Raw genomic sequence first — 13845 nt, 5'->3', positions numbered from 1 at the left:
CGGGCGGCCGCGGCACCCCGCCGGAGCCGGGCTCGGAGGCGGGGGCCGGTACTTGGAAAGACGAGGGCGCGGACGCCGGCCGCGCGGACGCCCGTGGAGGCGATGGTCGCGATGCGGACGCCCGCGGCGGAGCTGCTCGCGTGGCGAACGCCCCCGCAGGAGCTGCCCGCGGCGCAGACGTCCCCGGAGCAGCTGCTGCTCGCGGCGCGAACGCGGGTGGCGGCGGACGCCGGGGCGACGCTGGCGACGGGCCGTCCGTCGCCGAGCTTCTGCCTCGGCTGGAGCAGCTGACGGTTCACGACCGCGAGCAGCTCGGGCGCCGGCTCGAACGGGTGCGGACCACTCGCGAGCCTGAGAAGCGCGCGCAAGCGCTCCAGGGGATGCTCGGCGCCGTCGAGCAGGCTGAGCGGCGCGTGGAGCAGCGGCGCTCAGCCGTACCGGAGATCACTTATCCGGAAGAGCTGCCGGTCAGTCAGCTGAAGGACGAGATCGCTCAGGCGATCAAGGACCATCAAGTCGTCGTGATCGCGGGTGAGACCGGGTCCGGGAAGACCACTCAGATTCCGAAGATCTGTCTGGAGCTCGGCCGGGGCGTTCAGGGGCTGATCGGGCACACCCAGCCGCGCCGGCTCGCGGCCAGGACCGTCGCCGAGCGGATCGCCGAGGAGCTCGGGACCGAGCTGGGCGACACCATCGGGTACGCCGTGCGCTTCACCGACAAGGTGAGCGAGCGCTCCCTGGTGAAGCTGATGACCGACGGCATCCTGCTCAACGAGCTGCAGCGCGACCGCGACCTGAGCCGGTACGACACGCTCATCATCGACGAGGCGCACGAGCGCAGCCTGAACATCGACTTCATCCTCGGCTACCTCAAGCAGCTGCTCCCCCGGCGCCCCGACCTCAAGGTGATCATCACCTCGGCGACCATCGACCCCGAGCGGTTCGCCGAGCACTTCTCCGACGCGCACGGCAAGCCCGCGCCGATCGTCGAGGTCTCCGGCCGCACCTACCCGGTCGAGGTCCGCTACCGCCCGGTGAACGACCCGGACGACCCGAGCACGATCGACCGCGACCAGACCCAGGCGATCCTGGACGCGGTCGACGAACTGGCTGTCGAGGCGCCGGGCGACATCCTCGTGTTCCTCAGCGGTGAGCGCGAGATCCGCGACACCGCCGACGCGTTGAACGACAAGTTCGCGGCGCAGCGCGGCCGCCCGGGTCAGTCGGTCGAGGTGCTCCCCCTGTACGCCCGGTTGTCGAACGCCGAGCAGCACCGCGTCTTCCAGCCGCACAGCAGCAGCCGCCGGATCGTGCTCGCGACGAACGTCGCCGAGACCTCGCTGACGGTGCCGGGCATCAAGTACGTGATCGACCCCGGTACGGCGCGCATCTCGCGGTACAGCCATCGCACCAAGGTGCAGCACCTGCCGATCGAGGCGATCAGCCAGGCCAGCGCGAACCAGCGCAAGGGCCGCTCGGGCCGGACCAGCGACGGCATCGCGATCCGCCTGTACTCCGAGGAGCACTTCGAGGCCCGCCCGGAGTTCACCGACCCCGAGATCCTGCGCACCAATCTGGCCTCGGTCATCCTGCAGATGACGTCGATCGGGCTCGGTGACATCGCCGCCTTCCCGTTCATCGACGAGCCGGACAAGCGGAGCATCACCGACGGCCTGCAGCTGCTCACCGAGCTGGGCGCGATCGAGGCCGCGAAGGCCAGTGAGCGGCACCGGCGGCTGACCCCGATCGGCAAGCAGCTCGCGCAGATCCCGCTCGACCCGCGGCTCGCGCGGATGATCGTCGAGGCCGACAAGCACGCCTGCGTACGCGAGGTGATGGTGATCGCGGCCGCGTTGTCGATCCAGGACCCACGCGAGCGGCCGACCGACGCCGAGGCGCAGGCGACCCAGTCGCACGCGCGTTTCCGCGACCCGAACAGCGACTTCCTCGGCTACCTCAACCTCTGGGGCTACCTGAAGAAGCAGCAGAAGGAACTGTCCGGCAACCAGTTCCGCCGGATGTGCCGCAGCGAGTACCTGAACTACCTCCGCGTCCGCGAGTGGCAGGACATCTTCGCGCAGCTCCGCCAGGTCGCCTCCCAGATCGGCGTCACACTCAACTCCGGCGAACCGGCCGACCCACAGGCCGTGCACGTCTCGCTGATGTCCGGTCTGCTCTCGCACCTGGGCATGAAGGACCCGGCCAACCAGCACCAGTACCTCGGGGCCCGCGGCACCAAGTTCGCGATCTTCCCCGGCTCCGGCCTGTTCAAGAAGCCGCCGCAGTTCGTGATGGCCGCGGAGCTGGTCGAGACCTCGCGGCTGTGGGCGCGCGTCAACGCCAAGATCGAGCCCGAGTGGGCCGAGGACATCGCCCAGCATCTGATCAAGCGCAGCTACTCCGAGCCGCACTGGGAGCGCAAGGCCGGCGCCGTGATGGCGTACGAGAAGGTCACCCTGTACGGCGTACCGATCGTTGCCCGCCGCAAGGTGAACTACGGCAAGGTCGACCCCGAGGTCTCTCGCGAGCTGTTCATCCGCAACGCGCTGGTCGAGGGCGACTGGGACACCCACCACAAGTTCTTCCACGCCAACCGCAAGCTGCTCGAAGAGGTCGAGGAGCTCGAGGAGCGCACCCGGCGTCGCGACCTGCGGGTCGACGACGAGACGCTGTTCGCCTTCTACGACGAACGCCTCGGCCCCGAGGTCGTCACCGGGCGGCACTTCGACACCTGGTGGAAGAAGGCCCGGCAGCGCGACGCCGACCTGCTCGACTTCGAGCGCTCGCTGGTGGTCCGTGAGGGCGCCGAGGTCCGCGAGGAGGAGTTCCCGCTCACCTGGTCGCAGCACGGGATGACCTTCGACCTGACCTACGCCTTCGAGCCGGGCACCGACGCGGACGGCGTCACCGTGCACCTGCCGTTGCTGGTGCTCAACCAGGTCACCGCCGACGGGTTCGAGTGGAGCGTGCCGGGCTTCCGCGAGGAGCTCGTCACGACGCTGATCAAGTCGTTGCCCAAGGCCATCAGGCGCAACATCGTGCCGGCCCCGGACCACGCCCGGCAGGTGCTCCCGCACCTCGACCCGGCGTCCGGTCCGCTGACCGACGCGCTGGAGCGCGAGCTGCGCAACCTGCGCGACGTCCAGATCGACGAGTCCGACTGGGACTGGAGCCGGGTGCCCGAGCACCTGCGGATGACGTTCCGGGTGGTCGACGACCAGGGCAAGACCGTGGCCGAGGGCAAGGACCTGGCCCGGTTGAAGGAGCGGCTGAAGCCGAAGACGACGGCCGCGATCTCGCAGGTCGCGTCGAAGGCGGTCAGCGGGCTGGAACGGGCCGGGCTGACCGACTGGACGATCGGCGACCTGCCGCGCAGCTTCTCCGAGCACCGCGCCGGGCTGACCGTCGCCGGGTACCCGGCGCTGGTCGACGAAGGCAAGACGGTCGCCGTCCGGCTGCAGGAGACCGAGCGCGACCAGGCCGCCGCGATGTGGGCCGGGACGCGCAAGCTGCTCCTGCTGACGATGCCGTCGGTGGTCGACGTGGTGCAGAAGAACCTGACCAACCAGCAGAAGATGACGCTGCTGGCCGGTCCGCACCGCAGCGTCGGCGACCTGCTCGACGACGCGATCTCGGCCGCGATCGACCAGCTGATGGCGGCGGCCGGTGGCCCGGCCTGGAACCTGACCGCGTTCTCGATCCTGCGTGACGCCGTACGGTCCGATCTGGCCGACACCGTGCTGACGATCCTGCAGCAGGTCGAGCAGGTGCTCGCGCACGCGCGGACCGTCGACAAGCAGATCTCGCGGTCGTCGAGCCCGGCGCTGCTGGCCGCGCTCTCCGACGTACGGGGTCAGCTGGAGGGGCTCGTGCACCGCGGGTTCATCACCGAGACCGGCGCGCAGCGGCTGCCGGACCTGATCCGCTACCTGCGCGGGATCGAGCAGCGCCTGGACAAGGTCGCCGCGAACGCGATGCGGGACCGGTCCGGGATGGCGGTCGTGCAGCTGCTCACCGAGGAGTACCAGGCGCGGCTGCGCGCCGTACCGACCGGGAAATACCCGAGTCCGGAGCTCCTCGAGGTGCGCTGGATGTTGGAGGAGCTCCGGATCAGTCTGTTCGCGCAGACCATCGGTACGCCGTACCCGGTGTCGGACAAGCGGATCCGGAAGGCGCTGGCGGCGGCCTAGCCTGCTACCGGTGGCTCCGGGGCCGCGGCGTCGAGGAAGCCGGTGACCAGCTCGCGGAACAGCTCGGTGCGGGCCAGGCCGAAGAAGTGGGTGCTGCCCGGGATCACCGCGAGCTGGTGGACGGGCAGGCCCACGAAGTCGGCGTTCACGTCGCCGCCGAGCAGCTGGTAGACCCGGACGGCGTGCTCCAGCGTCATGCCGTCGTTGTCGCCGACCGTGAGCAGGGTCGGGACGCTGATGCTCTTGATCTGCTCGTCGGTCCACTCCGGGACGCCCTGGTTGAAGGTGCCGAGCTTGTCGAGCAGGGCCTGCAGGTGCTCCAGGTCGGGGTGCGGCGACTTGGCCAGGTAGTCGGCCTCCATCGGCGTCCCGGCGATCATCTCCACCTTCATCTCGCCGACCGCGGCGTTCTCCGGCCGGTCGCCGGCCTTCTGGAACGACGCCGACGACATGATCGCCTTCCGGATCAGCTCCGGGTGGTCGATCACCAGGTGCTGCGCGACGCCCGCGCCGACGCTGAACCCGAACACGTCGACCTGCTCCAGGCCGAGGTGCTCCAGCAGGCCGATCACGTCGGAGGCCAGGTTCGGGCAGGTGAGCAGCCGGTCGATGTCGTTGGTCCGGCCGTGCGCCTGGAAATCGGCCGCGATCACCTGGCGGGTCTCGGCCAGCTTCGGCAGCAGCTCGCCGAACTGGAGATCGATGTTGAACAGCCCGCCGTGCAGCAGGAGCAGCGGCGTACCGCCCTCGCCGTGGATCTCGTAGTACATCTCCAGGCCGTTCACAGGCGCGTAACCGGTCTTCACGTTCGTCTCCCCTTGGGTCGGTGGGCCCCCAGTATCGGGGACCGGGGGCCCACCGGGAGGGGTTACGGGTAGTTGGTGACGTAGCGCTGCTGGGTGGCTGCGTTCGCCGTACCGCCGGTGTTGTTGATGACGTTGCTGATCGTGCCGACGCCGCCGAGCGAGACCGAGACCAGGCCGTGGAAGCGCACTCCGGCCGTGTCCGGGACCTCGAAGGAGCGGGAGGCGACGATCGACGGGTTGGTGTTGAAGAACGAGTAGCTGCCGACGCCCCAGGCTTCGTGGTTGCTGACGCCGTTGGCGACCTTGTACGCCGCCCAGCCCTGGGTGCCGCCGCCGCTGGACCAGCCGGCCTGGTTCGGTACGTCGTACGGGAACTCGTTCTGGAAGAAGTACGTGCGGCCGTTGTTGCCGTTCCAGAGCACCTCGTACTGCTGGTAGTGCTCGACGAACAGGCCGTACATGGTCACGTTGTTGCCGTTGACGACGAGTCCGTTGGCGGCGGTGTTGACGTCCCAGCCGATGCCGTCACCGTGGTCGCCGCGCCACAGCCAGAGGTGGTCGCCGATCACGTTGTTGCTGTTCACCTGCACGCTGACCGTGGCCTTGCCGACGTGCGCGCCGCCGATCCGGGCGTAGACGTCGTGCAGGGAGGTCGGGTTCGCGGCGTGGTTCGCGTTCGCGCCGGGCTGGCCGACCTGGATCAGGACCGGCGAGTTGACCGGGCCGGCGTCGACGAGGAAGCCGGCCAGTTTCACGCCGTCGACGTCGGCGACGGTGATCGCCGCCTGGCCGGTGTCGGGGATCAGCGTGGCCAGACCGAGGCCGAGGACGACGGTGTTCGGCTTGGTGACGCGGATCGCGTCGTTCAGGTGGTAGATGCCGGGCGTGAAGAGCAGGTGCTTGCCCTGGTCGAGCGCGGCGTTGATCGTGGCAACCGGGGCGCCGGGCCTGACGACGTAGAAGTCGGCCAGGCTGATCGACGTACCGGCGGCCGGGCCGTTGGACCAGCTCGTTCCCGACGTGTTGGTGCGCAGGGCCGGGACGAAGACCTTGTAGTTGCCGTCGGCACCGAAGTACAGGAACGGCTTCTCCCGGACCTGCGGGGTCTGGCCGACCACCGTGTGCGACGGGTTCGGGAAGTTCTGCGGCGGCGCGCCGTTGACGCCGACGAAGACCATGTTCCAGACCGAACCGGCCCAGCCGTTGCCGAACTCGGAGTTCCGGCTCAGCCACTGCTGCTGCGAGCCCGAGACCACGCGGCCGTCGATCTTGGTGTCGGCGAACAGGCCGCCGCTGGCCCAGCCGTCGCCGCCGTTCCAGAGCTGGATCTCGGGCGCGCCCTTGAGATGCATCCGCCGGTACGGCGCCGCCTGCGACACCGCCCAGCGCTCGATCTGGCCGGGCGGGGTGGTGACGGCGAGGTTCTCGGCGGAGCGCCAGAAGTTCTGGGTCGCGTTGCCCTTGTTCGCCGGGTTGTCGCCCTGCTGGAGCCAGTCGGCCTCGACCCGGACGTGGCCGTTCAGGTTGACGTCGTCCGGGGAGAGACCGAGGCCGGCGACCTGGGTGTAGAAGCCGAGGTTAACGTCGGCGGTGTAGGTGCCGGGCTTCCAGAGGGCGGCGTAGCGCTGGGTGCCGAACTGGTTGGTGTGCATCTCGGCGGCGATCTGGTTCAGCCGGTTCTGCATCTCGGCCTGCGGGGTGCTGGGGCTGAACACCGACACGTTCGGGCCGAAGTCGGGGTTGCGCGGGTCGGTCGGCGGGACCACGGGACCGGTGCCTCCGTCGGTGCTGCGGACGGCGACCTCCCACAGCGAGTAGCCGTAGCCGGTCGCGCGCTGGGTGCCGGTGATCCGCAGGTAGCGGCCGGTGCCGTTGACGTCGAGGGTCTGGGTGCCGCCGGTGCCGGTGGTGGTCGCGTAGAGCTGCGACCAGTTGCCGGCATTGTCGGAGGCCTCGACCCGGAAGGCCTTGCCGTACGCCGTCTCCCAGGTTAGCGCGACCTGGCAGATCGGTTGACTCGACCCGAGATCGATCTGCAGCCACTGCGGGTCGGAGAAAGCGCTCCCCCAGCGCGTTCCCGGGTTGCCGTCGACGGCGGCCGCGGCCGGGACGCCGCCGTTCTCGGTGGAGGAGGCGGTGGCCGGGCGGCCCTGGGCGATGTTCGCCGTACCGCAGGCGGCGTCCTGCTGGGCGGACGCGGCGTCGGCCTCACCAGAGACGACGAGTGCGGCGGCCAGGAGAAGACCTGCGGACGCGAGGGCCAGAGAGCGGCGGAGAACCGCCGGGGACCGGTGCGAGGGCACCGGAGCGCGCGTGCTGAAGGACATGGGCGAGACCAATCAGACGGTGAACAGGGCGGATGAGAGAGCGCTCTCTGAGAGAGTGAACCCGCTCCGGTTCGGTGTCAAGGGAACGTTCCCCGAGCGCGGTTCCGGAACTTACGGTGGGTCGGCGGTGGTGGGGTTCAGCGGCGACCGAGGAGGCCGCGTTCGAACGCGATGGCGACGGCGGCGGCTCGGTCCTTGGCCTCGAGCTTGGCGTAGATGTGGATCAGGTGGGTCTTCACCGTCGCCTCGGTGACGAACAGGTGGTCGGCGACCTCGCGGTTGGTGGTTCCGCGGGCGACGAGGGTGAGGACTTCGAGCTCGCGGGGGCTCAGCTTCTGGTGCTGCGGTGTGCTCGATCGGCGGGTGAGGGTCTGGGCGACCGTGGGCGAGAGCACGCTCTCTCCGCGGGCCGTCGCCTCGACCGCTCGCCGGAGCTCGGCGCGCGGGGTGTCCTTTAGCAGGTAACCGGTCGCGCCCTCGTCGATCGCGGCGAGCACCTCGGCGTCGTCGTCGAATGTCGTCAGGACGAGGATCGCCGGCGCCGGCTGCTGGGCTTTGAGTGCGCGGATGAGGTCGGCGCCGCTGAGACCGGGCATGCGGAGGTCGAGCAGTACGACGTCCGGCCGGTGGCGGGCCGCGACGACCAGCGCCTCGGCGCCGTCGCTTGCTTCGCCGACGACGTCGAAGGCGGGGTCGGCGTCGAAGATGCCGCGCAGGCCGTCGCGGACGATCGGATGGTCGTCGACGATCACGAGCCGGATCATTCGCAGGTTCCGTCGGACGGCGGGATCGCGGGAACGGTTGCAGAGATCGCAGTCCCCCGGCCGGGAACGGACTCGATGGCGAGAGCGCCGGCCAAGCGAATGACTCGCTGGCGCATGGCGATCAGGCCGAAACCACCACCAGTACCTGGGACGAAGCCGGTGCCGTTGTCGTGGATGTCGAGCGCCACCACGTCTTCCAGGTAGGACAGCGTGACCACGACCTGCGTGGCTTCGGCGTGCTTGGTGATGTTGGTGAGGGCTTCTTGGGCGACTCGAAGCAGCGTGGCCTCGACCTCGGGATGCAGCGCGAGTGGGTCTCCGGTGACGGTCAGCTCGGCGGCTGCTCGCGACCACTCGCTCACGAGTTTCTCCAGCGCCGACGCGAGGTCGGTGTCGTGCAGCAGCCCCGGGCGGAGCGCGTGGATCGACCTGCGCGCCTCCGCCAGGCTCTCCCGGGCGAGCCCACCGATCGCCGTCAGCCGCGCCCCGGCCGACCCGGGATCGTCCTCCGCGGCCTCGGTCTGGGTGACGATGCCGGTCAGACCCTGCGCGATCGTGTCGTGAATCTCGCGGGCCATCCGCTGCCGCTCCCCCAGTACGCCGGCCTCCCGCGCGCTGGTCAGCAGCCGGGCCTGCAGCTCCGCGTTCTGCTCGGCGAGCGCCGCGAGCTCGGTGCTGGTCCGCTGCAGTTCGGCGATCAGTTTCCGCCGCTGCTCCGACTCGTTCGCGATCGCGGTGAACAGCACCCCGGTCGCCGAAGCGATCAGGACCGCGACGAGGAACGACACGATCAGATCGCCCGCAGACTCCCCTGCCCGCGGCCGAGCCAGCACCAGTACGGCGGCAGTCGCCGCCACCCCGGCGTACGCGAGTCTCCCCGGCAAGAGCGCGAACGCCTGCAGGAAGATCCCGACGCCGGTCACCGAGAACACCGAGTCCGCGTGGACCAGGAACGCGAGCATCACCAGCATGCCGACCAGGTAGCCGACGCGCACGAGCAGCTGCCGCTCCGGGCGGTACAGCACCGCCATCCAGACCAGCGCGAGCAGACTCACCAGCAGCACCGCAGGACGCCACTCACTGATCAACGCGAAGGTCGCGGGCAGCAGCAAGAACAAGTACGGGAACGCCGGGAGAGCGCGCTCCCATACTGGGACCCGAACAGCGTCGTTCATGCGCGGAAGCACCTGGCCGCGACGGCGGTTGCTGCAACGGTGATGGCCGCCATGACGATCAGGGTAGTGGCGGACAGAGGCGTTCCGGACCAGGCTGCGCGGATCGTTTCGACGGCCGGCGCCATCGGCGTCCAGTCGCCGACCGTGCGCAGCGTGCCCGAGGTCAGCTCGCGCGGAACCATCGCGCCGGAGACGAACACCATCGGGAAGAACAGCGCGAGGCCGAGCAGCGTCGCGCTGCGGTGGTTCGGGACGAGTGCACCGATCAGCAGCCCGATCGCGCCCAGGCTGCTCGCGGCCAGAATCCAGGCCAGCAGCACCTTCACAGCATTAGCAGGCGCCGCCAGGTCGAACGCCAGCGCGCCGATCAGGATCAGCACCGCCGTACCGAGGACGGCGAGCAACAGATGCGCGACCCACTGACCAGCAAGCAACAGGCCAGGTGCGGCGGGCGTTGCGCGCAGCCGCTTCAGGATCCCGCGTTCCCGGTACTGCGCGATCGTGCTCGGCAGCACCACCAGCGCGGCCAGGCCGATCACGAAGATGCTGAGCATCGGGACGTTCGCGTCGATGTCGCGGACACCGCTCGGCAACGTACCGGCGCTGCGCATCTTCACCCAGAGCAGCACCGCCGGGAAGGCCAGCGCGAAGAACGCCGAGGACGGATCGCGGATGATCAACCGAAGCTCGACACCGATGACCCGCGCCAGCCCCTTCACGACAGCTCCGTCTCGGAGATCGCCAAGTACGCGCTCTCCAGCGAGTCCGTCCCGGTCTGCGCGACCAGCTCCGCCGGCGTACCGGAGGCGATCACCCGGCCACCGCCGACCACGACGACGCGGTCGCACAGCGCCTCGGCCTCGTCCATGAAGTGCGTCACCAGCACCACCGTCAGCCCGCGCTCGCGCAGCTTGCGCAACATCGTCCACGTCGTACGCCGGGCCACCGGGTCGAGCCCGGTCGTCAGCTCGTCGAGGAAGACCACCTCCGGGTCCCCGACCAGCGCGAGCGCGACGAACAGCCGCTGCTTCCACCCGCCCGACAGGTTGCCGAACCGCATCCGCTGCTTGTCGGCCAGCTCCCAGTCGGTCATCACCGTGCGCCAGTCGCCGCGCTCGTACAGCCCGGCGTACAGGCGGAACGCCTCGCCGACCCGGAGCGCGTCCGGGAGCGCCGATTCCTGCAGCTGTACGCCGATCCGCTGCTGCAGCGCCCGGCGCTGCATCCACGGGTCCATCCCGAGCACCCGCAGCTCGCCGCCGTCGCGCCGCCGCAGCCCCGACAGGCACTCGACCAGCGTCGTCTTGCCTGCCCCGTTGGCGCCGGCGATCCCGACGATCTGGCCGCGCTCGACGCGCAGCGAGATCCCGTCGACCGCGGCCCTTGTCCGGTAGTTCTTCCTGAGCCCGTCCACCTCGATCACTGTCATGGTTCGAGGCTCCCGTCCGGGCGCGCACGGAACATCAACCGATCGGTGGACCGACGGCAGAAGGCCGGCCTCCCCACAGGGGACGCCGGCCTTCCGGGTGCTTCGGTCGCCTACTCCAGGCAGATCCGGAACGGGTGCCCGGCCGGGTCGGCGTAGACGCGCCAGCCGCGGGCGTTCTCGGCGGGCGGGGCGTCGACGGGGTCGAGCGGCTCGGCGCCGAGGGCGACGACCGCCGCGTGACCGCTGGACAGGTCCTCGACGATCAGGTCGAGGTGAAGCTCGAGGGAGTCGGTGCCCGGCCAGGTGGCCGGGACGTAGTCCTCGGAGCGCCGGAAGGCGAGCGACGAGAACCCGAGCGTCGAACCGGGGCCGCTGAGGCTGCGCCAGTCGTCGTCACCGTGCTCGTCGATCTCCAGACCGAACAGCGTCGAGTAGAACCGGGCGAGCTCGAGCGGGTCCGGGCAGTCCAGCACCACCGAGCCGAGCCGCCCGGCGGTACTGCCCGGCTGCTCTGCCACCTGCGTCATCTGTCCTCCAGCTTCCATGTCAGGAGTTGGGCCCGTCGGAGTCAGAAGGCCCGGAACACCATGACAGGTCACTGGCCCACTGCGCACCTTTCGACACGCACAGTTGACAGGTCAGACAGATCCGCGGCTCGCTCCGCGTGACGCGGACCTGGCAGAGTGCGCCCATGACCGTGCCGCCCGCCACGTTCGTCAAGCACCGGCTGGACGCTCCCCCGGGGTTCTTCAGCGTCGAGGCCGCCGGGCTTCGCTGGCTCGCCGTACCCGGTGGAGTGCCGGTGGTGCCGCCGCTGGACGTCACCGCGACCAGCATGACCACACCGCACCTGGACACCGTGCCGCCGACCGGTGCGGCCGCTGACGAGTTCGGCCGGCTGCTGGCCGTCACGCACGACGCCGGCGCCCGCTGGTACGGCGTACCGCCGGACGGCTGGGACACCGACGGCTTCATCGGCACCATCGAGCTGCCACACAGCCTGCGCCCGCTGGACGCGTGGGGTGCGTTCTACGCCAACCTGCGGCTCCGCCCGTACCTGCGGACGGCGTACGACGCCGGGACGCTCGACACCGATCACCTGAAGGTGTTCGAACGCCTCTGCAGCAAGCTGGAGGCCGGCGCGTACGACGACCCGTCGGAGCGCCCCAGCCGCCTCCACGGCGACCTGTGGTCCGGCAACGTCGTCTGGTGCGCCGACGGCGTCCACCTGATCGACCCGGCCGCCCACGGCGGCCACCGCGAGACGGACCTCGCCATGCTCGGCCTGTTCGGCATGCCGCAGCTGGAACGCGTCCTGCGCGCGTACGACGAGGCGCACCCGCTCACCAACGGCTGGCGCGACCGCGTCGCCCTCCACCGCCTCCACCCGTTGCTGACCCACCTGGTGATGTTCGGCGCCGCCTACCTCCCCCGCGCCCTGGCCGTCGCCCACCACTACTAACGCAAGGAGTTGTCGGAAGGCCCTTGACTCGGGCTGTGAGCAGACGAACACTTCCGGTCATGACACGACTCGCCCGTCCCAGTCGTCAGGTCACCCTGGCCGGTCTTGCCGCAGCCGCCCTGCTGGCGTCCCCACTCCTAGCCACCTCCCCAGCCTCAGCCGAGCCGGCCGTCCAGCAGCAGCCCGCTGCGAGCACCGGCCCGTCGCTGATCCCTAAGCCCGCCAAGCAGCAGGCGCTGCCCGGCCAGAGCTTCGCCCTGCAGCCCTGGAGCCTGGTGGGCCTCGAGACGAGTGCCAAGGAGAGCCGTGCGGCCAAGAAGGTCGCTGACGGGCTCACCAGCCAGCTCCGGCGCTCCACCGGCTATCCGCTGCCGATCATCCCGGCCGTACCGGGTCTGGTCGACGTGAAGCTGTCCACCAACGGCCCGGCCTCGCTCGGCGCCGAGGGCTACCAGCTGCGCGCGGACCGCTCGCAGCTGAGCATCGTCGCGGCCACGCCGGAGGGGCTGTTCCGTGGCGTGACCACACTGCGCCAGCTGCTGCCCGCCAAGGCTGAGTCGAAGACCCGCCAGGCCGGTCCGTGGCGCATCAGCGGTACCGCGATCTCCGACACGCCCCGGTACGACTACCGCGGCGCCATGCTCGACGTGTCCCGGCACTTCTTCTCCGTCGCGGAGGTGAAGCGCTACATCGATCTGGCCTCGCTCTACAAGCTCAACAAGCTCCACCTGCACCTGTCCGACGACCAGGGCTGGCGGATCCAGGTGGACAGCTGGCCGCGGCTCACGACGTACGGCGGCAGCCTGGAGACCACCGGGACGCCCGGAGGCTCGTACAGCAAGGCGGAGTACGCCCAGCTCGTCCAGTACGCCGCCGACCACTTCATGGAGGTCATCCCCGAGATCGACACTCCTGGTCACACCAACGCGGCCCTGGCGTCGTACGCCGAACTGAACTGCGACGGCGTCGCTCCCCCGCTCTACACCGGCACCGAGGTCGGCTTCAGCTCACTGTGCGTCGGCAAGGACATCACCTACGACTTCCTGGACGACGTGTTCCGCGAGGTCGCCGAGCAGAACCCGGGCAGCGTGCTGCACCTAGGCGGCGACGAGGCGCACTCGACGCCGCACTCGGACTACCTGACCTTCGTCCCGAAGGCCTCCGCGCTGGTCACCAAGCAGCACAAGCGTGTGATGGGCTGGCAGGAGATCGCCGAGACCCCGCTGCCGCCGGGCAGCATCGCGCAGTACTGGGGCACCGACGACAACCGGTCCCGCGAGCTGGCCCGCAAGGCGGCCGCTCAGGGCGCGCAGGTCGTGATGTCGCCGGCCAACCGGGCCTACATGGACATGAAGTACGACGACAGCACGCCGTGGGGCCAGGACTGGGCCGGGCTGGTCAGCCTGCGCCAGTCGTACGACTGGAACCCGTCGACGCTGATCCCGAACCTGCCGGAAGGCTCGATCGCGGGCGTCGAGGCCCCGCTGTGGACCGAGACGCTCGACGACGTCGACAAGCTCGAGTACATGGCGTTCCCGCGGCTGCCGGGGATCGCCGAGCTGGGCTGGTCGCCGGCCTCCGCGCTGGACTGGACGGCGTACACCGACCGGCTGGCCGGTCAGGGCTCGCTGTGGGACACGCTCAGCGTGAACTTCTACCGGGCGCCGGAGATCGCCTGGCGGTGACCGCTGA

The 13845-nt window shown here is 70.0% G+C and carries 11 protein-coding genes; 4 read left to right on the top strand and 7 right to left on the bottom strand.

The annotated features are described in order from the left end of the window. Nucleotides 1–93 precede the first annotated feature (93 nt). Entirely contained in the window at nt 94–291 is a 198-nt protein-coding gene (locus ACZ6Z4_RS29850) for a hypothetical protein (RefSeq protein WP_465571863.1), read from the top strand. Continuing rightward, nucleotides 270–4190, top strand: coding sequence for an ATP-dependent RNA helicase HrpA (gene hrpA, locus ACZ6Z4_RS29845; protein WP_465571847.1), 3921 nt, complete (start codon nt 270–272; stop codon nt 4188–4190). Before ACZ6Z4_RS29850 ends, hrpA begins: the two co-directional genes overlap by 22 nt. Here the strand turns inward: hrpA and ACZ6Z4_RS29840 are convergent. The 7 genes from ACZ6Z4_RS29840 to ACZ6Z4_RS29810 form a co-directional block, all read right to left on the bottom strand. Beyond that, nucleotides 4187–4996 carry an alpha/beta fold hydrolase gene (locus tag ACZ6Z4_RS29840; RefSeq protein WP_465571407.1) on the bottom strand — a complete coding sequence of 270 codons (810 nt, stop codon included), beginning with the start codon at nt 4994–4996 and terminating at the stop codon, nt 4187–4189. The two genes, hrpA and ACZ6Z4_RS29840, sit on opposite strands and share 4 nt — an antisense overlap. Nucleotides 4997–5058: 62 nt before the next feature. Then, nucleotides 5059–7323 (bottom strand): discoidin domain-containing protein, encoded by a 2265-nt coding sequence (locus ACZ6Z4_RS29835; protein WP_465571404.1) that lies wholly within the window; start codon nt 7321–7323, stop codon nt 5059–5061. 137 nt (nt 7324–7460) lie between these two features. Continuing rightward, on the bottom strand, nt 7461–8087 hold the full coding sequence (locus tag ACZ6Z4_RS29830; RefSeq protein WP_465571397.1) for a response regulator: 627 nt from the start codon (nt 8085–8087) through the stop codon (nt 7461–7463). Beyond that, entirely contained in the window at nt 8084–9262 is a 1179-nt protein-coding gene (locus ACZ6Z4_RS29825) for a sensor histidine kinase (protein WP_465571390.1), read from the bottom strand. Before ACZ6Z4_RS29825 ends, ACZ6Z4_RS29830 begins: the two co-directional genes overlap by 4 nt. Next, nucleotides 9259–9981 (bottom strand): ABC transporter permease, encoded by a 723-nt coding sequence (locus ACZ6Z4_RS29820; RefSeq protein WP_465571386.1) that lies wholly within the window; start codon nt 9979–9981, stop codon nt 9259–9261. The genes ACZ6Z4_RS29825 and ACZ6Z4_RS29820 overlap by 4 nt, the downstream gene beginning before the upstream one ends. Then, entirely contained in the window at nt 9978–10691 is a 714-nt protein-coding gene (locus ACZ6Z4_RS29815) for an ABC transporter ATP-binding protein (protein ID WP_465571381.1), read from the bottom strand. The genes ACZ6Z4_RS29820 and ACZ6Z4_RS29815 overlap by 4 nt, the downstream gene beginning before the upstream one ends. 110 nt (nt 10692–10801) lie before the next feature. Then, on the bottom strand, nt 10802–11218 hold the full coding sequence (locus ACZ6Z4_RS29810) for a VOC family protein (RefSeq protein WP_363677778.1): 417 nt from the start codon (nt 11216–11218) through the stop codon (nt 10802–10804). A 164-nt stretch (nt 11219–11382) separates the two neighbouring features. Here ACZ6Z4_RS29810 and ACZ6Z4_RS29805 point away from each other — a divergent pair, with 164 nt between their 5' ends. Together ACZ6Z4_RS29805 and ACZ6Z4_RS29800 are read left to right on the top strand one after the other, a co-directional pair. Then, the gene (locus ACZ6Z4_RS29805) at nt 11383–12153 is read left to right on the top strand and encodes a fructosamine kinase family protein (RefSeq protein WP_465571376.1); all 771 of its coding nucleotides are present in this window, start codon (nt 11383–11385) and stop codon (nt 12151–12153) included. 59 nt (nt 12154–12212) lie between these two features. After that, the gene (locus ACZ6Z4_RS29800) at nt 12213–13838 is read left to right on the top strand and encodes a beta-N-acetylhexosaminidase (RefSeq protein WP_465571371.1); all 1626 of its coding nucleotides are present in this window, start codon (nt 12213–12215) and stop codon (nt 13836–13838) included. Nucleotides 13839–13845: the final 7 nt, after the last annotated feature.

It is taken from the genome of Kribbella sp. NPDC104740, from assembly GCF_055583505.1.
This window is presented reverse-complemented; position numbering and strand designations above follow the sequence as displayed.